The organism is Frankia sp. CeTa3Moorea, from assembly GCF_978021225.1.
Genome location: NZ_CDXDOR010000003.1, coordinates 30,130 through 52,181, shown reverse-complemented (window position 1 = coordinate 52,181; position 22,052 = coordinate 30,130). Strand labels below are relative to the sequence as shown.

Genomic DNA, 22,052 nt, shown 5'->3' with positions numbered 1-22,052 from the left:
GGGCGTCGGTTCGACTCAGGCGATCTTCAGTGTGGCTGTCATGTTGGGATGCAGAGTGCAGACCACCGGGTAGCTACCCGGTTCCGTCACGGAGAAGGTGATGCTCTGTGACTCTCCCGCGGAGACGATGCGCGTGTGTGCCTCGGGAATCCGCGGAATGACGAAGTTGTGCGGCGGGGACTGCGGCGTGACCGAGAAGTCGACGCGGATCCGTCCCGGCCTGGCCACCAGTTCCATCGCGGAGAAGTGCAGGTTCGGCAGGCCCGTGACGGCGAAGATCTGCAGGCCGCCCGCTCCCTCGGTGGGAGTGAGGGAGGGCCCCGCCGACGCGCCGTCCTTGCCCGAGCCGCCGCAGCCCGCGGCGCCCAGGAACAGACCGAGCGCCAGCCCGAGGGCTACCGTGAGCCGGCCCAGCCGGGGTGTCCGTCCGGTCCAGCCCGCCCGGTCCATCCAGGCCACCCGAGCGGGCGGGCGCTGGATACCACCCGGCCGTCGTGACCGCCCCTGCCGGGGGGAGTGGATGGACGGTCGCGGTCCCGCATGGTCACGGTCCGCGGTGCTGGTCATCAGCTGTGCCTCTCGTCGCAGGGCGATGCCGGTGCCGTCGGCGGGCTGGACTTGTCCAGTGACGGGGACTTGTCCAGTGGACCGGACTGTAGCGGTGCAGGGGACGGTGCCGGCGGGCGGGACGTCTGCGCGGGCATGACCGGGGTCCCGCTGGTCGTGGCCCGCGCGACTGGGTAGTCGATGAGCTCGGTGTCGTCCCACGGTCGTTCCCACCCGCCGAGACGGAGAAGAACATCGAGGATGCCCGCGGTGAAGCCCCACACCAGCATGCTGCGGACCCGAAAGGCGGGTCCGGCGAGGCCGGTGCGGTGGCGCAGCATGACCCGGTTGGCCGGGTCGGCCAGCTCCGCGAGTGGCACCCGGACGACCGACGAGGTCTCGGCGGGATCGACGGGCACGACCGCGCACGGAATACGCCACCAGCCGATCACCGGGGTCACGAGATAACGACTGGCGTGCAGGTAGAGCGGGGAGGCGACGGTGAGCACCTCGACCCCCGCGGGATCGAGCCCTACCTCTTCCTCGGCTTCGCGCAGCGCCGTGTGCACCCGCGACTCGTCCGTCGCGTCGGTGGCGCCACCGGGGAACGCGGGCTGGTTGGCATGGCTGCGCAGCTCGGCCGCCCGTTCGAGCAGGAGGATGTCCGGCCCCTCCGGGCCATCATCGCCGAACAGGATGAGTACGGCGGCCGGTCGAGCATCCGCGCCCGCATGACCCGGATGGGTCCGGCTGGTCACGAGGGCCTGCCCGGCCTTCTCCGCCAGAGTGCGCAGCCAGGCCGGGGGCGGGGGGACGGTGGCCCCGTCGGCGTCGAAGGCGCCGCCGGCGTTGGCTGGCATCTCGTTCATCGCAGGGTCTCGACGTCGTTGCGTGTTCCCCGGACCAGCCGGGCCGCCTCGGCAGGCTCAGTGGGGCCGAGCCCGAAGGACGGGCACAGCCGGGCCAGCCCGCAGGCGCCGCAGGCCGGGCGGCGCGAGTGACAGATCCGTCGCCCATGAAAGATCATGCGATCGGAGGCGATGGTCCAGTCCCGCTGTTCGATGAGCGCCGCCAGGTCCGACTCGACCTTGACGGGGTCGGTCTGAGTGGTCAGCCCAAAGCGGCGGGACAGCCGCCCGACGTGAGTGTCGACGGTGATTCCGGGCAGGTCGAACGCATGCCCCAGCACGACGTTCGCCGTCTTGCGACCGACGCCCGGCAAGGTCACCAGGGCCGCCAGCGACCGTGGAACCTCACCGTCGAAGCGTTCGGTCAGGGCCGCGCCGATGCCGATCAGCGAGTTCGCCTTGGCGCGGAAGAACCCGGTCTGTCGCAGCATGTCCTCGAGTTCGGCGCGGTCCGCGCCCGCATAGTCGGCTGCGGTCCGATAACGGGCGAACACTCCAGGAGTGACCTCGTTGACCTTCTTGTCCGTGCACTGGGCCGACAAGACGGTGGCGACCAGCAGTTCGAGAGCGTTGTCGAAGTGCAACGCGATGTGGGCGTCGGGATGGATATTGCCCAGCAGACGCACTATCCGGCGAGCCCGCCGGGTCTTCGCGAGCGGGGTCTCGGCCGCGGCGTCGACGGTTGCGGGCATGTCTGGCAGCGTATCTGCCGGTCGATCCGCCCGTCCGGCACCGCTGCCGGGTGGTCCGAACGGGCTCCGGCCAGGTGGCCGATGCGCGACACACCCACCCCCGGTCGCATGCGATGGTCGCCGGTCGGCCACCATGGAGAGGTCATGTTTGTCATTGCCGCGGTCACCTTTCCCCTGCTGCTTCTCGGCCTTCTGCTGGCGATGGAACGGGTGGAACGTCCGTTGAATGCCGCCGACACCGGTAAGGGCCTCGAGGGCTTCCTCGACAACGCCCGGCCGGATGAGGTCAGCACCTTCGTCAATCAGGGCCTCCCCGCCGCGTTGGAGCGCTACCGGCGGCGTCTGCGCCGACCGCCGCCGGGCAAGCATCGAGCCGCCTGACCGCGCGGGGCTAGGCCGGGCCGATCGGGCCTGTCGGGCCCTGCCGATCGGCCTGTCGGGCCCTGTCGATCGGCCTGTCGGAGCCATCTGGGGGTCCCTGGCCGTGCTCTCTGCCGATAGTCCTGGCATGCTCAGGACCGTGGAGGATCTGCTTGCCCGCGTACCACTGTTCGTAGGGCTGTCCGAGCAGGACCGAATGGCCCTCTCTGACCATCTTGATCGGCAGGATGTCACCCGTGGGGACGTGCTGTTCCGTGAAGGAGATGTCGGGGACCGGGTCTTCGTCGTCCTGTCCGGAAAGGTGAAGATAGGACGTCAGTCGGCCGACGGCCGGGAGAACCTGCTGTCCGTGATGGGTCCCGGAGACCTGTTCGGAGAGCTGTCGTTGTTTGACCCCGGCCCCCGCACGGCTACCGCTACGGCAGTCACGGATGCATCGCTGCTGTCGCTGGAACATACCGCGTTGCGTCCCTGGCTGCGATCACGCCCGGAGGCGGGCGCGATGCTCCTGCGAGTGCTGGCCCGCCGGTTGCGGCGTACCAATGACAACGTTGCTGACATGGTGTTCACGGATGTGCCGGGGCGAGTGGCGAAAGCCCTCCTCGACTTGGCGGAACGCTTCGGAGAGCCGGCACAGCCCGGCAATGAGGCCGCCGGTGTCCGTGTCGAGCACGGACTCACGCAGGAGGAACTGGCCCAGCTGGTGGGCGCATCCCGGGAGACGGTGAACAAGGCGCTCGCCGACTTCGCCACCCGGGGCTGGCTGCGCCTGGACTCCCGCGCGGTCGTGCTGCTCGATCGCGAACGCCTGTCCCGCCGCGCGCGCTGAGGCCGGCGACCGGCGACCGGCGAAAAGCTCGGGGTCCCGCCGGGGCCTCGAGCGCCGGTCGACGCGCGCAAGGCCTGGCCACGGGAGGTGACCGCTCCAGCGGGTTATCCGGCCGTCCCGGCCACGCCCGCGGGGGTGGTGGTCGCGCCGCCGGCGGCGTCGGCGGCCCCGCTGACCGGCAGGTTCCCCAGCAGCCGGCGGGTCTGCGGCGCCTCGCTGACAGCCCCCGTGGCGGTCGCGGCCGCCAGGGCCCGCAGATAGGCGGCACGACCGCCTTCCAGATCGCCGTTGGCCACCAACGCGGTGCCGAGCGCGCGGTAACCGAGCACCTGGGCGCGTACGTCCTCGGCATCCACGTTGACCGCGCGCCGGGCCACGATGAGAGCCTGGGCGGGCTGCCCGGCATCCAACAGGATGCCGGCGAGATGGGCGTATGCCTGCCGGCGGGGGAACATCAGGGTTGCCGGTTCGCTTGCCGACAATGCCTCCCGCAACAGCTCGGTCGCCTCATCGAGCCGCCCGCGAGCCCGGGCGATCTGCGCGACCAGTACCTTCGCCCCGAGCTGGGCATGCGGGCGCAACTCCAGCTGCGCGAGGTCCGCCTGCGCGATCTCGGCGGCCTGCCCGGCCTTGTCCACTTCGCCGGCGTCGAGCCAGGTCAGCCCGAGCAGCACCCGGGCCAGCGCGCCGACGACGACGTGCCCGCGGGCGGCCGCCTCGGCACACGCCTGTTCCAGGTACTCTGCCCCGCGGGCCGGTTCGCCGGTGCCACGGGCCGCCAGCCCACGGGCGACCAGGGTCAGCATCGTTCCCCACGCGTCGCCGATGCTGGCGAACAGCTCAGCGGCCCGCTCCGCGTGGGCCTCGGCGGTGGCGATGTCGCCCAGCTCGGCGGCCGCTATCGCGTCGATGGTGAGGCAGACGGCCATCCCCCACTGCTCGCCCACGGAACTGGCCAGCTCGATCAGTTCGCGGGTGAGTTCGCGGGCCCGGGTGAGCTGCCCGGACAGCAGCAGCACCAGCGCCTCCGTGCCCCGGCACCAGCCGAGGCCGCCGGTGTCCTCGAGCCGGTCGAACACCGCGGACGCCTCGCGCAGCGTCCGCTCGGCGCGGGGGTAGTCCCCCCGGGTGGTGGCGCTCCAGGCCAGGTGCTGCAACGCCCACCCGACCCCGCGGGGGTCGTCGACCTGGCGGGCGATCGCGAGGGCCTCGCGGTAGCGCTCCTCCGCCGCGTCGATGCGGCCAGCGTTGTATTCGAGCATGCCCAGCCGGCGCAACGCGGCGGCCTCCGCGTGGTCGTCACCGGCCTGTTGCGCCGATTCCAGGGCGGTGAGCAGGCACTGCGCCGCCTCTTCGGCGCGTCCCTGCTTCTGGCGCAGCTCGCCGAGCACGGAGAAGGCGGCGGCCCGTCGGGCGGGTGCGTTGGCCCGTAGCGTGGGGCGTAGCGTGCGTTCGGCCTCGTCGAGCTGGCGCAGCGCGACCAGGGCCTCGGCGTGCAGCACGCGGGCGGCATTGTCCTCGTCCGGGTCGATGATGCCGCGGCCCAGACGGCGCGCGTTGGCCAGCAGGTCGGCGGCGGCCCGATGATCGTCTCGGGCCAGCGCCTCGCGCGCCAGCCGGACATGTGCGTGGAACCCGGACATCCGGGACGACCAGGCCGGATCGGTGGCGGGAAGGTTCATCGATGCGGCCAGGTCATAGGCCCGCAGGGCGTGGTTCGCGACAAAGGTGGAGACGGCCCGCGAGCTGCCGACCATCGCCGTCACCCCCCAGCGCGCCGCCGTGGCGTGCCGGCGGGCCCGCTCGACCTTGGGCAGCCCGGCGTAGGCGGCGTCGCGGGCCATGGGATGGACGAACCGCCACCTCGTCTCCGTCGCCCGGGGCGGCCGGGCGAGCTGGCGCTCGGTCAGTACCCGCAGCGCGCGGGTGACCTCCTCGGCGGGCCGTTCGTCGACCACCGGCAGCGCCTCGGCGGGAAACCGCGGGCCGAGCACCGCCGCCGCGCGCAGCACCGCCTTGGCCACCGGGTCGAGATCGTCGATGCGGGCGGCCAGCACCGACTGCACCCCAGCGGGAAGAGTCGCCTCCGTCAGGGAGCCCTCGAGGACCCAGCCCGGCCACTCCCCATTGGTCGTCTCGGCCGACTGGTGCAGCATTCCACGGTCGATCAGCAGGTTGAGCAGCTCCACCAGGAAGAAGGGGTTGCCATGCACCCGGGAGAGCAGATCGGCCCGGCCGCGGGGCTCCAGCTGCACCCCGCCGAGATGATCCTGCAACAGGCGGCTGGAGGCCTCGAGGCTCAGCGGCCGCAGGGCGATGCGATGGATGTGGGGCAGCTCGGCGAGCCGTGGACCCGTCCGGTCCAGCAGCACAAGCAGAACCGGTCCGGACAACGCCGAGGCCAGCCGGCTCATCGCGTCGCTGAGCTGGCTGGTCGCCCATTCCAGATCGTCGATCATGACCAGGATGGGCCCGGAGGACGCGAGCGCGCCGAGGAGCAGGGCGACCGCGTCCACCGTCGCGTCGACGGACCGCTGTTCGGCCTCCGCGATGTGCGAGGCCCGGGCCGCCGGATCCCCCGGAGCCGCCGCGGTGGCGACGGCGGACCGCCGGTCGAGCGGAACGCCGAGCAGCAGCAGCAGTCGGTCGGCGATGCCGGGTGGCAGCCGGGCACCGCTGTGCGGATGCGCCAGCCCCGCCACAGTTCGCCGGACGCGGTCGGCCACCCGGTCGAGGGAGTCGCCGTCGGTCACCCCGCACGCGTTGCGAACGACGTCGACCAGGGGCGCCAGCCCATGGCCGTCACCGTGCCGGACCGTCCGTCCCCAGAGCACCGTCGTGCCAGGGGCCCGCTCCGCCCGACAGGCGAGTTCGACGGCCAACCGGGTCTTGCCGATCCCGGCCTCCCCGGTGATCAGCGCCACCTCGGGTGACCGGTTGGTGACGACCAGGTCGAACAGATCGGTCAGCGAGGTGAGCTCGGCGTCCCGGCCGAGGAACATGGCGTCGTCGGCGAGTCCGGGGCGGGCGACGTTCGACGGGCGCAGGCTCACCAGCTCATAGGCTGGGACGGGCTCCCGCTTGCCCTTGAGGACCAGGTCGGGCAGCTCTCGCCAGGTAGCCACGGACCGGGTGGCGAGCGCGGTCTCCCGGCCGGCGTAGACGGTGCCGATCGTGGCCGCGGCCGACAACCGGGCGGCGGTGTTCACGGTATCGCCGATCACGGTGTAGGAGAGTGCGGCCTGCACCCCCGCGAGGACCTCGCCGGTGTTGACGCCCACCCGCAGGCCGAGCCGGCCGTCATCGTCACCCCCCGTGGAGGTGAGCACCAGCCGACGAACGGTCTCCTGCATCGCGGCGGCGGCCCGAACGGCACGTTCAGGGTCGTCCTCATGGGCGGTGGGGGCCCCGAAGACGGCCATGATGCCGTCGCCGGTAAGGTTGTCGACGCGGCCGCCGACCTCGTCGATCTCGTGGGCGAGGGCGGCGAGGACCCGATCGGTCATCTCCCCGACGCGTTCCGGATCGCGATCCTCCGCCCAGGCGGTGAAGTCGGACAGATCACCGAACAGAACGGTGACGACCCGGCGCTCGGAAGCATCTACCGCGGGACTCTCGACCGAGGTGAACTCCAAGCCGCAGTGGTAGCAGAATCGTCCGCCCGGAACGGCCGCCGAGCTGCACCGGGGGCACCGCAGCGGGCCCGTGTGCGGAGCTGTGATCACCATGGGTGGGGCCTCCCGTCCGGGTGGCCGGTGGGTGGGGGGCCGGACCGGTCGCCCGGTTTCCGGCTGGTCGAAATCGTCATCCTGCGCACGGGCGGTTCCCTCCGTGCCAGAGTTTAGTGGCCTGGGTCTCCTTCCCCGAATCCCGTCCTGTCGGATGACCGACCGCAGCCGCGTCGATGCTGCTGCGATACCGCCGCGTGGTATCGATCCGATATCTCTCGGTGGTGTGAGGCGGCCGTCCGGCTACCGCTGCCACGGACGTGCCGCTCGCCATCGGCATTCCGGCTGGCCGGCTGGGCTGATCAGGCGCCGTCGGGGTGCTCCCGCAGGTAGGTCAGCTGGGCGCGGACCGACAGTTCCGCCGCGAACCACAGGGCGCGGTCGACGTCCGCGTAGACCCGGCGGACCACGTCGGCCGCATCCGCCTCCGCGGCGTTGACCCCGGCGTCCACCAGAGCACGCCGCACCTGGTCGAGCCGGCTGTGGCGGTGAGCCAGATAGCGCTCGGCCGCGTGGCCGGCCGCGGGCAGTTCGGGGCCGTGGCCGGGCAGCACGGTGGTCTCGCCGAGTTCCCGCAGCAGCCGCAGGCTGTCCAGGTAGTCGCCGAGACGGCCGTCCGGGTGGGCGACCACGGTACTGCCACGCCCGAGAATCGTGTCTCCGGTCAGCACCGCCGGACCGGGCAGGAGGCCGCCGGAGGCCGGGCCCGGCTCCGGCCGGTCCCGGTAATCCGCGGGGTGCTCGTCTCCGCCGGGCGGCCCGTCTTCCCCGAGTAGAAAGAACGACAACGAGTCGGCGGTGTGCCCCGGAGTGGGGAGGACCCGGAGCTCGATGCCGGCCGTGGCGATCACATCGCCGGCCGTGAGCCCCTCCGATCCCAGCCGGAAGACGGGGTCGAGCGCCCGGACCGGGGCGCCGGTGAGATCGTGCAACGTGGCTGCGCCGGCACTGTGGTCGACATGGCCGTGGGTCAGCAGAATCAGGTCGACGCGGCCGGCCGCCGCGACCGCCGCCAGATGTCCGGCGTGGTCCGGGCCGGGGTCCACGACCACACACCTCTCCTCGCCGGCGGCGCGCAGGATCCAGGTGTTGGTGCCGTCGAGCGTCATCGGGCCCGGATTCGGAGCGAGAAGCACGGCGGCCAGGGGAGTGATCTGTCGAGGCGCGGCCATGGCTACTGCTGCGCCCGGTCGGCGGGGCCCGCGTCCCGCAGGTCGTCGTGGTTTCCCGGGTCGTCGTATGCCTCGTCATGCGGCAGCAGGAGGCGCGCTTCGCCGCCGCTGACCAGAATCCTCGGCATGATCGGCGACAGGTCGCGGGCGTGGGCGGCGGCCAGCACCGCCGCGACGTCGTCGTATTCGGACAGTTCGGCGAGGGTGAACGCGGTGGGTGGCAGCATGTCCATCGTTCCGGCCATCTGGCGTTCGAGGGCGTCCGCGGGGCGTATCCACTGCATCCGGTCCGCCTCGCTGGAGGGCTGGCCGGGATGCTGGCCCGTGGGAAGCGCCGCGACGAAGAACCTGGTGTCGTACCGTTGCGGCTCGGTCTCGGGAGTCACCCATCTGGCCCAGGGGGCGAGGAGATCGGCCCGCAGCACGAGGGAGTATTTGCGGAGCAGGGCGCTCAGGCCGAGCTCGTGCCGTTCCAGTGCGAGGCGCTCGGCGGCCCGCACCTGATCGCTGAGCGCCTCCGGGCCGCCGCCGAGCCGGCCGTCCTCGCCCGCCACCGCGCCGGCCAGCAGGATCCCGCATTCCTCGAAGGTCTCCCGCACGGCGGCACAGACGAGCGCGCGGGCGAGTGCGGGATCAGCGTCGAGCGCGTGCATGACCTCGGCGACCGATGGACCCGCCCAGGGCACGTCCGGCCCCATATCGGCCGGATCTACTCGTCCACCTGGGAATGCGTACATCCCACCGGCGAACGCCATGGTCGCTGCCCGGCGCAGCAGGTATGCCTCGATCCCCTGGTTACCCGGCGCGTCGCGCAGCAGCACGACCGTCGAGGCGTCGCGCACCGCCGCGGGTGGCGCGGGCGGATGGCGCGCCGTCACCTCGTCGCGGCGGCCTCCGTCGGCCGGGGACCAGCGCAGCCGAGCGATCAGGGCAGCCTTGTGGTCGACCATTGCCCAGATGCTAGAGCCGTTGGTGCCGAGGCGGGGTTTGTTTGTCCCGGCGGCCGCGGCGCGCCGCCGCGACCCCGAGGCCGGCACCGGCGGGACCGCCTACTACCCCCCGAGCACCAGTTCGATCTCGACCGGTGCGCCCAGCGGCAGCGCCGAGACACCGACGGCCGAGCGGGCATGCTGACCGGCCTCGCCGAAGACCGCCGCGAGCAGTTCGCTCGCCCCGTTGACGACCGTTGGCTGGCCGGTGAAGCCGGGGGCGCTCGCGACGAATCCAACCACCTTGATGATCCGGGTGATCCCGTCGAGTCCGTCGGCCACCGACGCCGCTGCCGCCAGCGCGTTGAGCGCGGCCGTCCGGGCGAGCTCCGCGGCCTGCTCGACGGTCACCTCGGCGCCCGCGCCCACCAGGCCGGTGTGGGCCAGCCGGCCGTCCACCAGCGGGAGCTGACCGGCCGTCCAGATCAGGCCGCCCGCCCGGACCGCGGGAAGGTAGGCGCCGGCCGGGGTCGGGACCGGCGGCAGCGTCAGGCCCAGCGCCGCCAGGCGTTCGCTCGGTGCGGCCATGTCAGGACTGGCTCTTGGGACGCTTGAAGTAGGCGACGAGGCTCTCGGGGTTGGGACCGGGAACGATCTGGACCAGCTCCCAGCCGTCCTCACCCCAGTTGTCGAGAATCTGCTTGGTGGCGTGGATCAGCACCGGCGCCGTCACGTACTCCCACTTCGTCTGCATGACACCGGACCTTAGAGCATCGCGCCGACGGTTCCGGACACCCGTGTCACCGGGCCCGAGCCTTCGCCGCCACATCGTCCCGGTCACCTCTCCCCACATCCCCTACCTTGGCTCGCCCCGCGGTGCGCCGCGGGTTTTCTCCCGGCTCACCACCGTGGTGGGGACCGTGCACGCGGGTACGGTCAAGCCTGTGAACGGCGAGAACACCGTGACCGACAGCGAGAACGCTGTGATCGACAGTGAGAACACCGTGACCAAGGAAGTGAGTAGCGAGGTGGCCGGTCCATGGGACCGGCGGTTGCACATCGTTACCGGCAAGGGCGGTACCGGCAAGACGACCGTGGCCGGCGCGTTGGCCGTGGCGCTTGCGACCGATGGTCGTCGAGTCCTGCTCACCGAGGTCGAGGGCCGGCAGCAGATCGCGCAGCTGTTCGACACCCCTCCGTTGCCCTACCGGGAGCGCAAGGTGGCCAGCGCTCCCGGCGGCGGGGAGGTGTTCGCGTTGGCGATCGACGCGGACGAGGCCCTGCTGGAGTATCTAGAGATGTTCTACAACCTGCGGCGGGCCGGGAGGGCCCTGGGCAGGATCGGCGCGGTGGATTTCGCCACGACCGTCGCTCCCGGGGTTCGCGACGTGCTGCTCACCGGCAAGGTCAAGGAGGCGGTCAACCGGCCCGACGCCACCCGGCCGGGAGGGCTGGCCTACGACGCGGTGGTGCTCGACGCGCCGCCCACCGGTCGGATCACCCGGTTTCTCAACGTCACCGCGGAGGTGGCGGGGCTGGCCAAGGTCGGGCCGATCCGGGCCCAGGCCGACAGCGTGATGGCCGTGCTGGCGCCCGATCGGGCCGCCGTGCATCTGGTCACCCTCCTCGAGGAGATGCCGGTGCAGGAGACGGTGGACGGCGTGGCCGAGCTGACCCGCGCTGGTCTGCCGCTCGGCGGTGTGGTGGTCAACATGACCCGCCCGCCCCTGCTGCGCGCGAAGGAGTCCCGCCTAGCCCGGCGCGGGGAGCTGGACCGGGAAGAGATTGCCGCCGGGATCAAGGAGGCTGGGATGGAGCCCACCCCTGAGCTGGTCGAGGCGCTGGCCTGGGAGGCGGCCCAGCACGCCGATCGCGTCGCGCTGGAGGCGGCTGAGCGTGCGGAGATCGCCGGGCTCGGCCGCCCCGTGTATGAGGTGCCGCTGGTCGCGGACGGCGTCGACCTCGGCACTGTCTACCGGTTCGCGGAGATGCTGCGGGCGCAGCAGATGGTGGCATGAGCTCCGCGTGCCCGACGCCCGGTGCACCACGGCGGGAACCCGGGGCGCCGTCCGCCGGGCCGTCCGCGGGGCGGCGAAGGCCGGCAGCGGGGAGCGTCCGGCAGTCGGCGGCGCGTCGCGGCGGGCCGGGAACGCGCCGGACGCGTCCGCATCCGGCCGGCGTGCCACTGCTCGACGTCGACGCGATGCTCGACACGGAACGAATCGTGGTCTGCTGTGGCTCGGGTGGGGTCGGCAAGACGACCATGGCCGCGGCGCTCGCGCTGCGGGCGGCCGAGCGCGGGCGCAACGTCGTCGTCCTGACGATCGACCCGGCGCGGCGACTCGCCCAGGCCCTGGGCCTGACCGCGCTCGACAACACCCCACGCGAGGTGGCCGGTGCCGACGGTGCCGCCGGTGGTCGCCTCGACGCGATGATGCTGGACATGAAGCGGACGTTCGACGAGATCGTCCTGGCGCACAGCACCCCCGAGCGGGCCGAGGCCCTCCTTGCCAACCCCTTCTACCAGTCGCTGTCGTCCTCCTTCGCCGGCACCCAGGAATACATGGCGATGGAGAAGCTCGGCCAGCTCGACGCCACCGGCACGTGGGATCTGATCGTGGTCGACACGCCCCCGACCCGGTCGGCGCTGGACTTCCTCGATGCTCCGACGAGGCTCGGGGCCTTCCTCGACGGAAGGCTGCTACGACTGTTGCTCGCGCCGGCGAAGGCCGGCGGGCGGGCGTACGTGAAGGTGCTCGGCGCCGGCCTCGGCATGTTCACCCGAGTCCTCACCAAGGTGCTCGGCGCCCAACTGCTGACCGACGTCAGCCAGTTCGTGGCGGCACTGGAGACGATGTTCGGTGGCTTCCGGGCGAGGGCGGAGGAGACCTACCGCCTGCTCGGCGATCCCGGCACCTCGTTCATCGTGGTCGCCGCGCCCGAGGCCGCGGCGCTACGGGAGGCGTCCTACTTCGTCGATCGGCTCGACGCGGAGGGGATGCCCCTCGCCGGACTGGTCGTGAACCGGATGCACCACAGCGATGCCGAGGCGCTCAACGTCGAGCGCAGCCTCGCCGCCGCCGAGAACCTCGAGGAGCACGGGGAGCATCCGCTTGCCGCCGCGGTGCTGCGCATCCACGCCGATCGGGTCCGGCTGGCGAGCCGGGAGGCGCGGCTGCGGGAGCGGTTCACCAGCGCCCATCCCGACACCCCGATGGTGGAGGTGGAGGCGTTGTCGGAAGACGTGCACGATCTCGTCGGACTGCGGGAGATCGGCGATGCGCTCGCGCGTGACGAACGGCTGGATCGGACCGCTTGATCAGCTTGATCAGCCTGATCGGCGAGCCCCGGTTCATCCGGGCGAGAGAACGCGGTTGACAGCGGACGTGTGTGATCCCGGACCGGGACGACGTTGTCCTCGGGCGGGGATAGCCGGCGAAGGATCCGATCGGCCTTGGGGGACTGGTCGGACCACCGCTGAATCAGCCGGCGGAGGCCGATCTGTGATCGGCCTGGGCGTCCGTGAGCAGCTTCCGCCAAGACGTGACGTCCGGGCGGCGACGTAGCAGCGCGCGACGCTCCCGTTCGGTCATGCCCCCCCAGACGCCGAACTCGACGTGGTTGTCGAGAGCGTCCGCGAGGCACTCGGTGCGGACGGCGCAGCCGAAGCACCGGGTCTTCACCCGGTTCTGGGCGGCGCCCTGGACGAACAGCTCATCCGGGTCGAGGTCGCGACAGGCGGCGTGGGCCGTCCAGTCGCCGTCGACGGTGGAACCCACGAGATGGGTCGTGTTGGCACGGCGTGGCGTGCTGACGGTGGGGGTCAGGCTTCTGGTCATGCCACCTGCCTTTCTTCTCGAGTCCGGGTCAGGGGCCCGTGCGGGTGGTGACGTGGCGTTGCCCCGAAACCGTACGGAGTGGCGTGGCCACGGCACAGACCCCACACGGGTGGTTGTCCAAATGACTAGTCCGGGCCATTGATCCGGATCGCCATGGTAGTGCTGTCTGTGACTTCCGCATGTCTGTTGCGTGACAATGAGGTATCGGCTCGGAGGTGGTGCGGGTTCTTCATCGCTTCGTTTCCGTTTTGACGAGATTGCCCCACTGTGGGACAGAAATCGCGATGACGCCTAAAAGTAGAGGTGTGGAGCGTGGACGGCGGGGCAGCCGGTGTGGAGGTTGTCACGGTCCTCCGGGGCGCGCCCGGGACCGGCAGGGTCGCCGGCCGGGGCTGGAACTGCGACGTCCCAGCTCACGGCATTATCGGCTGCGATGGGCCGCCGCCTTGCGGTGTTCGTGGAAATCGGGGTGGCGGGGGTGGCGCTTGTTGATCGAATGTTGGCCCGTATGCTCCGACGGGTGGCCCAGCCTGGCTGGACGGAGGTCCCTGGATGACCGCGCCCCCTGGGCACCCCACGCCCGGTCGTGGGCGGTTCGAGGATTCCGCCCGCGATCGTGTACCGGGGCGCCGGTACGAGCCTGACGAACTCCGCTTCGGCGACGTCGACCAGCCCGCGCCTCGTCCCCTCGCATCATCGGCCCGCCGGCTGGGGTTCGTGGCCACGCGGCTGCTCGGCGCCGGTGTGATCAGCGTGGTGGCGGGTGTGCTCGTCGGCATGCTGGCCCTGCCGGTGGTGGGGGCGGCCGGACTGACCGTCAAGGGCGGCGCGGACGACTTCCTCGACCTGCCGGCCAACCTGGCTGTCCCCCCGCTGGCCCAGGCGTCGCGCGTCCTCGACGCGCGGGGGAACGTCCTCGCCGTGCTGCGCGGGGAGCAGGACCGCGAGGTCGTGTCCCTGGGCCGCGTTCCGCCGGTGATGCGTCAGGCGATCATCGACATCGAGGATTCCCGGTTCTACGAGCACGACGGGCTGGATTACAAGAGTCTCGTCCGGGCGTATCTCACCAACCGGGAGAACGGCGAGGTCACCCAGGGCGGCTCGACCCTGACCCAGCAGTACGTCAAGAACGTTCTTCTGATGTCCGCGACGACGGCCGAGGCGAAGGAGGCCGCGACCGAGCAGACCGTCCAGCGCAAGCTTCGGGAAGCGCGTTATGCGCTGTACCTCGAAGCCCATCTGAGTAAGGACGAGATCCTCGAGCGTTATCTCAACATCGCCTACTTCGGCGATGGCGCGTACGGCGTCCAGGTAGCCGCGCAGCACTACTTCAACGTCGACGTCGACAAGCTCACCCTGCCGCAGGCGGCGCTGCTGGCCGGCCTGGTGAAAAACCCGACCGCCTTCAACCCGGTGATGCATCCGCAGGCGGCGCGGGAACGGCGCAACGTGGTCCTCGACCGCATGTTCGAACTTCATCACATCGACGCGGCGGCCTTTCACCAGGCGCACGACGGCGAGGTGGTGCTCAACCGGCCGCCCCACTCGGCCGATCCCTGCGCCGACTCGGTCGCGCCGTTCTTCTGCGCCCTCGTGCGCCAGCGGCTGCTGAACGACAGATCCTTCGCCCCGACGGAGGAGGACGCGCGCAGACTGCTGTTCGAGGGCGGCCTCACGATCAGAACGACGCTGGACCCGGTGGCGCAACAGGCGGCGCAGTCGGCCGCGACCGAGGTCATCCCGATCGGGAACCGGGTGGCGGCGAGCGTCGCGATGGTGCAGCCGAACACCGGCCAGGTGCTCGCCCTGGCGATCAACCGGGTCTACGGCCCGGCGGCGGACGGACAGCCCGCCGCCCTGTCCACGGACTTCGTCCACACCAAGGAGATCTATCCCGTCGACGAGGACTCGTTCTCCCCGGGATCGACCTACAAGGTGTTCACTCTGATCTCCGCGCTCGAATCGGGACTACCGCTTTCCACGACGCTGCACGCCCCCCTCTGCTACCACTCGAACGTCTTCCCGAACCCGGATCCCCAGGGCAAGAACTGCTACGGCAACGCCGATTCCAGCGAGGACGGTTTCTACTCGTTGACGACCGCCACCTGGTCATCGGTCAACACTTACTACATCCAGCTCGCCGAGAAGCTGGGCGTGCTGAAGACGGCCGAGGTGGCCCGTCGCATGGGCGTCACCTCGTGCCGGATCCGGCAGCACAACAACAACGATCCCGAATGCAGGGGGGTGGACGGGATCGGCCGGGTTGACGGCTCCTCCACCCTCGGATCCAACGAGATCAGCACCCTCGATCTGGCGACCGCCTACGCGACGTTGGCCGCGCGGGGCAGGAAGTGCGACGCGCGGACCGTGCTCGCGATCACCCAGCGGGTGGGCGGGACGGACCGGCCGCTTCCCTTCGACACCGGCGCTCCCTGCCAGCAGGTGCTCGACCCGAAGATTGCGGACAAGGTCAGCGCCGTGCTGCAGGGGGTCATCAACCACGGGACGGCCAGCGGGAACGGGCAGATCGGCCGGCCGGCCGCCGGCAAGACCGGCACCGCGGAGGGGTTCAGCACCGCCTCCTTCGCGGGTTACATCCCCCAGCTCGCCGCGGCCGTGACCCTCGCGGACCCGCGCGGACCGACGTCGCATCCCCTGATCAATGTGAAGGGTCGCAACGTCTTCGGTGGCGGATATCCCGCCCAGGTGTGGTCCCGCACGATGATCCGGACGATCGCCGGCCTCGGGCTACCGGTCGAACCGCTGCCGACCCCGGACAACACCCAGCCCAAGGTGCCGACGAAGGTACTGCCGGACGTGGTCGGGCAGCCGCAGCAGGTCGCCGAGCAGACGCTCGTCCAGCTGGGCTTCCATGTCAGGTCGCAGCCGGTCCCGCATCCGGCGCCTCCCGGCACCGTCGTGGCGATGTCGCCCGCCCCAGGCAGTGAGGTCTCGCTCAACACCGAGGTCACCCTGCAGATCTCCGGGGGGCTGACCGGCACGGCCGTCCTGCCGGGTGGATCGGCGCTACCCGGCTTCGGAACGCTCGCCCAGCCGAATGACGGCCGACCGGCCGGGGGCGGCCAGCCGGGCACGGACCTGCGTCGGCAGCTGAACGCTTCAGGCGGCTCGGGGCCGTTGGCCCGGGAGGACGGCAGGGGTGGCCGGGGCCAGGGCGAGAGCCGGCTGCGCTGACCGGCTCACGCGGGCCGCGCGGCTCGCTCAGCCGCCCGCCAACCGGGCCTTCACGAGTGCGGCGACCCGGCCGCCGTCGGCCCGGCCGGCGACCGCGGCCTGCACGGACTTCATGGCGGGACCGATCGCTCGTGGACCGCTGACATCCAGACCCGCGAGTACCTGGTCGATGATCGTGGCCAGTTCGTCGTCGCCGAGCTGCTTCGGCAGATATTCCTCGATCACCTCGCCCTCGGCCCGCTCGCGGTCCGCCTGGTCGCCGCGACCGGCCGCGGTGTAGGCGTCGGCCGCCTCCCGGCGCTTCTTCACCTCGCGGGTCAGGACCTTCGAAACCTCCGCGTCGTCGAGGACCCGCGCGGAGCTGCCGGCCACCTCCGCATCCTTCACCGCGGCCAGGGCCAGCCGCAGGGTGGACGTCCGCAGCTCGTCACGGGACTTCATCGCGACGGTCAGATCGGCGCGCAGACGTTCCTTGAGGGTGCTCATAACCACCGGAGCCTATGGTCCGCGGGCACGGTGGTCACGCCGGTTCCGTCGGCGGGGCACCCGGTGGCGTGCGGCATCCGGTGGCGCGCGGCGCGGCGCGCGGAACCGGGCCGGGTGGCGGCAGGTCACCGCCCGCGGTGGGTGAGACTGGGACGATGAACGCGCGTCACACAGCGGCGAGGACTCTCGTGGGTGTCGCGGCCGCGGGGGCGCTCGTGTCGGCCTACGGCGGGTTGTACGAGCGCACGGCGTACACCCTGCGGAGGGTGCGGATCCCGGTGCTGCCGGCCGGCGCGCGCCCCCTGCGCGTGCTGCACATCTCCGACCTGCACGTCACCCCCCGTCAGCATGGCAAGCTCGCCTGGTTGGGGGACTTGGCCCGGCTCGTCCCCGACCTGGTCGCCCTGACTGGTGACGTGCTGTCCGCGGCCGACGCCCGGGATCCCCTGCTCGCCGCGCTGGAGCCGCTCTACTCGTTCCCCGGGGTCTTCGTACCGGGGAACAACGACTACTTCGTCCCGGCCCTGAAGAGCCCGCACCGCTACCTCCGACGGGGCGACGAGGCCGAGCCCAAGGGCGCTCCGCTGGACTGGGCGGCCTTCGCCGGTGGTCTCGCCGCCGCCAGCAGGTGGACCGAGCTGACCAACGTGCGGGCGGTCACCGAGGTCGACGGTCGCCGGATCGACCTGCGTGGCGTGGACGACGCCCGGCTGCGCCGCGACCGGCTCGCGGTCGTGACCGGCCCCCCGGAGCCCGGCGTCGAGCTCGCGTTGGGACTGTCCCACACACCGGAACCGCGGGTCCTCGACGCGTTCACGGCGGACGGGGTGGGGCTCACCCTTTCGGGGCACACGCACGGGGGCCAGATCCGGCTGCCCCGAGTCGGGGCGCTCGTGACCAACTGCGGGCTGGACCGGGCCCGGGTTCGCGGACTGTCCCGTCACGAGGTCGACGGGCGGTCGTCCTGGCTGCACGTGTCGCCCGGGCTGGGCACGTCCCCGTTCGCGCCGCTGCGCCTCGGCTGCCGGCCGGAGGCGACCCTGCTCACCCTGGTGCCGGCCGGGGTGCCGGCCGGCGACCCCACCCCGTCGGACCACTGAGCCCGTCGGGTATGCTTCATCTCGGTCGCGGGGTGTGGCGCAGCTTGGTAGCGCGCTTCGTTCGGGACGAAGAGGTCGTGGGTTCGAATCCCGCCACCCCGACCAGATGACGCGTCGCACCCCGTCTCCCCGGCAGGGAGGCGGGCTTCCTGCCGTTCAGGGGGGATCGGCCGCTCCTGAGCGTCCTACCCGATTACCCGTCCACCCCACGGCCGCTCTCCCTTACCCGCACATCCTCCTCGGCCGCGAGCACTGAGCCGGCAGCTAGGCGCCGGCAGAGCACCGATCGGCCTGCCGTCTTCGGCCGATTGCTGCCCTGCCGCGTTGCGCGGCTTGCATTCGCCGAAATCCCCCCAGACGGTGGACGCAACCAGTCCGATCAGGCCACTCAGGATAGGGATCAGTGCAGTCGACCGTAATAACGACGGCCTTCCGGGTAAGAACATCGCAACAGTGCTCCTCCGCGGTATCGGATCCGTCGCGCCGCTCACCGTCGGTGGCCTCGCTTCGAGCATATCCAGTATTCTCCTGCCGGGCTCCGGCGAAGTCGTCTGTCGGTAATCCAGATTCGTGATCGCGTGGAGCGGTTGTTCGGGTCGGCGGGAGTGGTGACGTAGTCCTTGGGTGATGTTGGTGGTGCCGGCCGGGCGCGGGATACTGATCCATCGCCGCCGTCTCGTCCCCACCGCCGGCGTCCACGCACTGCCGGGCCCGACCTCCGGCCGCCCCCCGGAGCCTAATGGCGGTTGATCACGATGGCGGTCGTCGGTGGGCCGCCGGCGAAAGGTGCTGCGGGTACGGTCCGCCGTCGGCGGATCTCCCGGACGCGCCCGTCGTGCGACGTGCCCGGGAGCCGGGTGCTCTACCGTGTACCGGAGGGGTCATGGGCTCATGATCGATCATTGGCCCGCCTACGTTAAGATCGCACCATGGAAAAGGGGAAGCGGGAGACAGTGACGAGATACCGCCGAGTGGTCGTCAAACTGAGCGGTCGCGCGATCGCCGGTTCCGCCGAATTCGGCTTCGATTCCAACGCGCTGGAGCACCTCGCCCGAGAAATCATCGCCGTCCGCCAGTCCGGCGTGGAGGTGGCGATCGTCGTCGGCGGTGGGAACCTCTTCCGTGGTAACCAGTCGGACCGGTGGGGTATTGACCGGGTCGAAGCCGACAATATCGGCATGTTGAGTACGGTCATCAACAGTCTGTTGCTCCGGGGGAAGCTCACCGCGCTGGGTGAGGACAACCTGCGGGTGATGACGGCGGTTCCCGTTCCGGCGGTGGCCGAGCCCTACATCCGGCTGCGAGCGGTGCACCTGCTGGAGAAGGGGGCGACGGTCATCCTCGCCTGCGGCAACGGCCAGCCCTTCCTCACTACCGACTACCCGGCGGTGCAGCGGGCGCTGGAGCTCAATGCCGACGCGGTGCTGGCCGCCAAGGACGGCGTGGACGGCGTCTACGACAGTGATCCGAAGATCAATCCAGGGGCCAGGCTCTTCTCGCACCTCAGTTATGACGAGGTGATCAGCCGCGGGCTCCGGGTGATGGATCAGTCGGCCTTCATCTTGGCCCGTGACTTCGGTATGCCGCTGCATATCTTCGATATCGAGCAGCGGGGCGCGATGACGGCGATCTGCCGTGGTGAGCACCGGGGGACGGTCATCTCCTCTTCGCCGGAGAAGTCCGAAGAGTTCGGGAACGAGCTGCTGGCCAGCCCCGCCGAATCGACGGCCTGATCCCAAAATCGACGGCCTGATCCCGAGGCGCCGGCCACACAATCGATCTCGACGTCGGTCCCGATCTGCCCCCGAGGGGCAGGTCGAGGGAGATCGAATCCGCTTCTCGAAGGACGGGCGCGGTTTGTCTGCACGGCGGCGGACTCACCGCGGGACGCATTACGCCCGTTTCGTGGACGAAGACGACGACTCCTAACCCGGTCCCATAATTCAAGCTTCGTGAAGATACGTTCGTGAAGATACGACTGACCTAGGTTTCCACGGCCGCCGCCGACAGGTCCCCGCCCGCCTGTGCGGCTGATCGTCTCTGTTCCGGACGGCCACCACGCCAGGGATCTTGGACGTCAGTAGGAGCGGGCGATCAGGCAGACGAGGTCGTCGGCGTCGCTGCCGGCCTCGGGGATCCCGCCGTCCGGTGTCTGGATGCACCGCACGGTGAGCGCTTCCTCGGCGAGCTCGGCCTCGCCCTCCTCGCCGACAAGGCGCCAGGGGATCCGGGCGAAGCCGGCCTGGGCGGCCCGGGCGGCCTCGGCAACGGTGGCGACGTCCGTCGTCCGGCTCTCGCGTAGGGCCAGCGCCTCGGCGTACAGGTCGGCCTGCACCTCGTCCAGCAGCACCGGCACCCGCGCGGCGGCCTCGGCCAGCGGCACCGGCACTTTCTCGGAGGTGTCCCGGCGCACCAGGGTGACGTTGCCCGCGGCCAGGTCCCGCGGACCCACCTCGACCCGTACCGGGATGCCCTTGATCTCCGCGTCGGTGACCCGCCGGCCGAAGGACAGCCCGGGACGGGCGTCGACCTGCACCCGAAGACCGGCGTCGGTCAGCGCGGCGGCGATCTGGCGGGCCTTCGTGACGACGGTCTCGTCGTCGCGCACTGGCAGGACCACGACCTGCGTCGGCGCCAACCGGGGCGGGACACGCAGGCCGTTGTCGTCGCCATGCGCCATGATCAGCCCGCCGACCATCCGGGTCGAGCAGCCCCACGACGTCGTCCACGCCAGGTGCCGGGCTCCGTCGGCGCCGAGGAAGTCGATGTCGAAGGCGCGGGCGAAGTTCTGGCCGAGCTCGTGACTGGTCGCCATCTGCAGGGCCTTGCCGTCGCCCATCATGCCCTCGCAGGTCATCGTGTTGGTCGCGCCGGCGAACCGTTCCCGGCGCGTCTTCACTCCGACGAGCACCGGGACCGCCAGCACCTGCGTCATGAAGTCGCGGTAGACCTCGAGCGCGATCCGACGGGCGTAGGCCGCGGCATCGGCCTCGTCGGCGTGCGCGGTGTGGCCCTCCTGCCAGAGGAACTCGCTGCTGCGCAGGAACAGCCGGGGACGCAGCTCCCACCGGACCACGTTCGCCCACTGGTTGAGCAGCAGCGGCAGGTCACGGTAGCTCTGGGTCCACTTGGCCAGGTATTCGCCGATCACGGTCTCGCTGGTGGGCCGGACGACTACGGGCTCCTCCAGGTCCTTGCCGCCACCGATGGTGACCACCGCCAGCTCCGGGCTGAAGCCCTCGACGTGCTCGGCCTCCCGGCGCAGGTAGCTCTCGGGGATGAACAGGGGGAAGTAGGCATTGACGGCCCCGGCGGCCTTGATCCGGGAGTCCACCTCGGCCTGCATGCGTTCCCAGATCGCGTAGCCGTACGGTCGGATGACCATCGTCCCGCGGACGGGGCCGTTGTCGGCCAGCTCGGCCTTGGCGAGCACGTCCTGATACCAGCGTGGAAAGTCGGTCGAGCGGGAGGTGAGTACAGCCACCCCGCCACGATATTGCCTCGACCACGGCTCGTGGCCCCGGGGACCGGCACCTGTTGTGTCCCCGCCCCGGCGGGCGCCCCCGGATGCCGCTCGGAAGGCGCCTCGCGCCGGTCGCGGTCGTCTCGGCTGACGGCCCGTCGCCAGAGTGGACGGTCGCTGAGGGGACGGTTCAGGTCCGGCCCGGATCGCCGCCGCGTCCGACCGGCTGCCCGTCGACCCCGCGCCGAGAATCCCGCGAAACCTCCTGGAATACCAGTGAGACGTCCACGTCGCCGTGATGGCTGACCAGCGCGGCCGTGGGGGGGACGAGGATCATCGCGGTGGTCAGGTCGGCGGCGGTGGCTCCCGGGGCGAGGAGCAGCTCGTGTTGGACGAGTAAGCCGTCGTTGACGGTGACCACCTCGGCCAGTGACCGTGGCCGTCCCCCGATGACCGGACGGGGTTCTGGCAGGAGATCGTCGCTGTCGACGGTGTTCATGTTCTGGTCGTCCTCCGTTGTCGTGTCGCGTGTCGTGCCGCGTCTGGTTGGTGCCGCCGGCACGGGGGTGCGCAGCGCCGGCCCCGGGTCGTCCGGCCGACCGGGCGCGGCGGTACCCGCGGGCTCTGCGCCAGGCGGTCTGCCGCTTGCCGGACCCCGCCGATCCGCCGCGTGACGGGACATCGTCGTCCCGCCACGCGGCGGTGGCTGGTCGTGGCGCGCTTCATCGCCGGGCGGGACGGCTCCCGGTGGGCGGGCCGGCGCAGGCGGATGCGCTGGTCGGAT

General features: G+C 71.1%; 19 protein-coding genes and 1 tRNA gene. 8 read left to right on the top strand and 12 right to left on the bottom strand.

Annotated features, from left to right (window positions below; genetic code table 11):
* Nucleotides 1–15 precede the first annotated feature (15 nt).
* Genes AC08OV_RS01255 through nth form a run of 3 tightly spaced genes read right to left on the bottom strand, consistent with a single transcriptional unit; the run spans nucleotide 16 to nucleotide 2,146 of the window.
* Nucleotides 16–567: a hypothetical protein gene (locus AC08OV_RS01255; RefSeq protein ID WP_476612354.1), complete on the bottom strand. Its 552-nt coding sequence runs from the start codon at nucleotides 565–567 to the stop codon at nucleotides 16–18.
* Nucleotides 567–1,415 (bottom strand): NUDIX hydrolase, encoded by an 849-nt coding sequence (locus AC08OV_RS01250; protein ID WP_476612355.1) that lies wholly within the window; start codon nucleotides 1,413–1,415, stop codon nucleotides 567–569. The genes AC08OV_RS01255 and AC08OV_RS01250 overlap by 1 nt, the downstream gene beginning before the upstream one ends.
* Nucleotides 1,412–2,146 (bottom strand): endonuclease III, encoded by a 735-nt coding sequence (nth, locus tag AC08OV_RS01245; RefSeq protein WP_476591551.1) that lies wholly within the window; start codon nucleotides 2,144–2,146, stop codon nucleotides 1,412–1,414. Before nth ends, AC08OV_RS01250 begins: the two co-directional genes overlap by 4 nt.
* A gap of 144 nt (nucleotides 2,147–2,290) precedes the next feature.
* Here nth and AC08OV_RS01240 point away from each other — a divergent pair, with 144 nt between their 5' ends.
* Both AC08OV_RS01240 and AC08OV_RS01235 read left to right on the top strand, forming a co-directional pair.
* Nucleotides 2,291–2,527, top strand: a complete 237-nt coding sequence (locus AC08OV_RS01240; protein WP_023840719.1) for a hypothetical protein — start codon at nucleotides 2,291–2,293, stop codon at nucleotides 2,525–2,527.
* A gap of 127 nt (nucleotides 2,528–2,654) precedes the next feature.
* Nucleotides 2,655–3,356 carry a Crp/Fnr family transcriptional regulator gene (locus AC08OV_RS01235; protein ID WP_476591550.1) on the top strand — a complete coding sequence of 234 codons (702 nt, stop codon included), beginning with the start codon at nucleotides 2,655–2,657 and terminating at the stop codon, nucleotides 3,354–3,356.
* A gap of 104 nt (nucleotides 3,357–3,460) precedes the next feature.
* Here AC08OV_RS01235 and AC08OV_RS01230 read toward each other — a convergent pair whose 3' ends face one another.
* The 5 genes from AC08OV_RS01230 to AC08OV_RS01210 form a co-directional block, all read right to left on the bottom strand.
* The gene (locus AC08OV_RS01230) at nucleotides 3,461–7,084 is read right to left on the bottom strand and encodes a tetratricopeptide repeat protein (RefSeq protein ID WP_476612356.1); all 3,624 of its coding nucleotides are present in this window, start codon (nucleotides 7,082–7,084) and stop codon (nucleotides 3,461–3,463) included.
* 302 nt (nucleotides 7,085–7,386) lie between these two features.
* Complete coding sequence (locus tag AC08OV_RS01225) at nucleotides 7,387–8,256, bottom strand: MBL fold metallo-hydrolase (RefSeq protein WP_476612357.1); 870 nt, start codon at nucleotides 8,254–8,256, stop codon at nucleotides 7,387–7,389.
* A 2-nt stretch (nucleotides 8,257–8,258) separates the two neighbouring features.
* A complete protein-coding gene (locus AC08OV_RS01220) occupies nucleotides 8,259–9,206 on the bottom strand; it encodes an NUDIX hydrolase (protein ID WP_476612358.1) in 948 nt (315 codons plus the stop codon).
* 102 nt (nucleotides 9,207–9,308) lie between these two features.
* A complete protein-coding gene (locus tag AC08OV_RS01215; protein ID WP_476604910.1) occupies nucleotides 9,309–9,773 on the bottom strand; it encodes a RidA family protein in 465 nt (154 codons plus the stop codon).
* A gap of 1 nt (nucleotide 9,774) precedes the next feature.
* A complete protein-coding gene (locus AC08OV_RS01210; protein ID WP_462185919.1) occupies nucleotides 9,775–9,939 on the bottom strand; it encodes a DUF4177 domain-containing protein in 165 nt (54 codons plus the stop codon).
* A gap of 232 nt (nucleotides 9,940–10,171) precedes the next feature.
* Here AC08OV_RS01210 and bagA point away from each other — a divergent pair, with 232 nt between their 5' ends.
* Both bagA and bagB read left to right on the top strand, forming a co-directional pair.
* Nucleotides 10,172–11,203 (top strand): ATPase BagA, encoded by a 1,032-nt coding sequence (gene bagA / locus AC08OV_RS01205; protein ID WP_476594878.1) that lies wholly within the window; start codon nucleotides 10,172–10,174, stop codon nucleotides 11,201–11,203.
* Entirely contained in the window at nucleotides 11,200–12,504 is a 1,305-nt protein-coding gene (gene bagB, locus AC08OV_RS01200) for an ATPase BagB (protein ID WP_476612359.1), read from the top strand. Before bagA ends, bagB begins: the two co-directional genes overlap by 4 nt.
* A 163-nt stretch (nucleotides 12,505–12,667) precedes the next feature.
* On the opposite strand, the gene AC08OV_RS01195 is transcribed toward bagB, so the two are convergent.
* A complete protein-coding gene (locus AC08OV_RS01195; RefSeq protein WP_462185921.1) occupies nucleotides 12,668–13,024 on the bottom strand; it encodes a WhiB family transcriptional regulator in 357 nt (118 codons plus the stop codon).
* Between the two features lie 552 nt (nucleotides 13,025–13,576).
* On the opposite strand from AC08OV_RS01195, the gene AC08OV_RS01190 reads away from it, so the two are divergent.
* Nucleotides 13,577–16,219 carry a penicillin-binding protein gene (locus AC08OV_RS01190; RefSeq protein ID WP_476619153.1) on the top strand — a complete coding sequence of 881 codons (2,643 nt, stop codon included), beginning with the start codon at nucleotides 13,577–13,579 and terminating at the stop codon, nucleotides 16,217–16,219.
* A 27-nt stretch (nucleotides 16,220–16,246) separates the two neighbouring features.
* Here AC08OV_RS01190 and AC08OV_RS01185 read toward each other — a convergent pair whose 3' ends face one another.
* On the bottom strand, nucleotides 16,247–16,705 hold the full coding sequence (locus tag AC08OV_RS01185) for a GatB/YqeY domain-containing protein (protein ID WP_476612361.1): 459 nt from the start codon (nucleotides 16,703–16,705) through the stop codon (nucleotides 16,247–16,249).
* A 155-nt stretch (nucleotides 16,706–16,860) separates the two neighbouring features.
* Here AC08OV_RS01185 and AC08OV_RS01180 point away from each other — a divergent pair, with 155 nt between their 5' ends.
* From AC08OV_RS01180 to pyrH, 3 genes are all read left to right on the top strand, one after another.
* The gene (locus AC08OV_RS01180; protein WP_476612362.1) at nucleotides 16,861–17,805 is read left to right on the top strand and encodes a metallophosphoesterase; all 945 of its coding nucleotides are present in this window, start codon (nucleotides 16,861–16,863) and stop codon (nucleotides 17,803–17,805) included.
* Between the two features lie 28 nt (nucleotides 17,806–17,833).
* Nucleotides 17,834–17,910 (top strand) — tRNA-Pro (locus AC08OV_RS01175).
* 824 nt (nucleotides 17,911–18,734) lie between these two features.
* Complete coding sequence (gene pyrH / locus AC08OV_RS01170) at nucleotides 18,735–19,538, top strand: UMP kinase (protein ID WP_476612363.1); 804 nt, start codon at nucleotides 18,735–18,737, stop codon at nucleotides 19,536–19,538.
* Between the two features lie 344 nt (nucleotides 19,539–19,882).
* Here pyrH and proS read toward each other — a convergent pair whose 3' ends face one another.
* Nucleotides 19,883–21,289 carry a proline--tRNA ligase gene (gene proS, locus AC08OV_RS01165; protein WP_476612364.1) on the bottom strand — a complete coding sequence of 469 codons (1,407 nt, stop codon included), beginning with the start codon at nucleotides 21,287–21,289 and terminating at the stop codon, nucleotides 19,883–19,885.
* A 169-nt stretch (nucleotides 21,290–21,458) separates the two neighbouring features.
* Nucleotides 21,459–21,767, bottom strand: a complete 309-nt coding sequence (locus AC08OV_RS01160) for a hypothetical protein (RefSeq protein ID WP_476591542.1) — start codon at nucleotides 21,765–21,767, stop codon at nucleotides 21,459–21,461.
* Nucleotides 21,768–22,052 lie beyond the last annotated feature (285 nt).

Bases quoted from the DNA above. Each gene is read 5' to 3' on its own strand.
- AC08OV_RS01185 (WP_476612361.1), bottom strand. From the start codon at position 16,705: ATGAGCACCCTCAAGGAACGTCTGCGCGCCGATCTGACCGTCGCGATG.
- AC08OV_RS01180 (WP_476612362.1), top strand. From the start codon at position 16,861: ATGAACGCGCGTCACACAGCGGCGAGGACTCTCGTGGGTGTCGCGGCC.
- bagB (WP_476612359.1), top strand. From the start codon at position 11,200: ATGAGCTCCGCGTGCCCGACGCCCGGTGCACCACGGCGGGAACCCGGG.
- AC08OV_RS01225 (WP_476612357.1), bottom strand. From the start codon at position 8,256: ATGGCCGCGCCTCGACAGATCACTCCCCTGGCCGCCGTGCTTCTCGCT.
- AC08OV_RS01255 (WP_476612354.1), bottom strand. From the start codon at position 567: ATGACCAGCACCGCGGACCGTGACCATGCGGGACCGCGACCGTCCATC.
- AC08OV_RS01160 (WP_476591542.1), bottom strand. From the start codon at position 21,767: ATGAACACCGTCGACAGCGACGATCTCCTGCCAGAACCCCGTCCGGTC.
- AC08OV_RS01190 (WP_476619153.1), top strand. From the start codon at position 13,577: ATGACCGCGCCCCCTGGGCACCCCACGCCCGGTCGTGGGCGGTTCGAG.
- AC08OV_RS01220 (WP_476612358.1), bottom strand. From the start codon at position 9,206: ATGGTCGACCACAAGGCTGCCCTGATCGCTCGGCTGCGCTGGTCCCCG.
- AC08OV_RS01210 (WP_462185919.1), bottom strand. From the start codon at position 9,939: ATGCAGACGAAGTGGGAGTACGTGACGGCGCCGGTGCTGATCCACGCC.
- AC08OV_RS01250 (WP_476612355.1), bottom strand. From the start codon at position 1,415: ATGAACGAGATGCCAGCCAACGCCGGCGGCGCCTTCGACGCCGACGGG.
- AC08OV_RS01235 (WP_476591550.1), top strand. From the start codon at position 2,655: ATGCTCAGGACCGTGGAGGATCTGCTTGCCCGCGTACCACTGTTCGTA.
- AC08OV_RS01230 (WP_476612356.1), bottom strand. From the start codon at position 7,084: ATGGTGATCACAGCTCCGCACACGGGCCCGCTGCGGTGCCCCCGGTGC.
- AC08OV_RS01240 (WP_023840719.1), top strand. From the start codon at position 2,291: ATGTTTGTCATTGCCGCGGTCACCTTTCCCCTGCTGCTTCTCGGCCTT.
- AC08OV_RS01195 (WP_462185921.1), bottom strand. From the start codon at position 13,024: ATGACCAGAAGCCTGACCCCCACCGTCAGCACGCCACGCCGTGCCAAC.
- AC08OV_RS01215 (WP_476604910.1), bottom strand. From the start codon at position 9,773: ATGGCCGCACCGAGCGAACGCCTGGCGGCGCTGGGCCTGACGCTGCCG.
- pyrH (WP_476612363.1), top strand. From the start codon at position 18,735: ATGGAAAAGGGGAAGCGGGAGACAGTGACGAGATACCGCCGAGTGGTC.
- nth (WP_476591551.1), bottom strand. From the start codon at position 2,146: ATGCCCGCAACCGTCGACGCCGCGGCCGAGACCCCGCTCGCGAAGACC.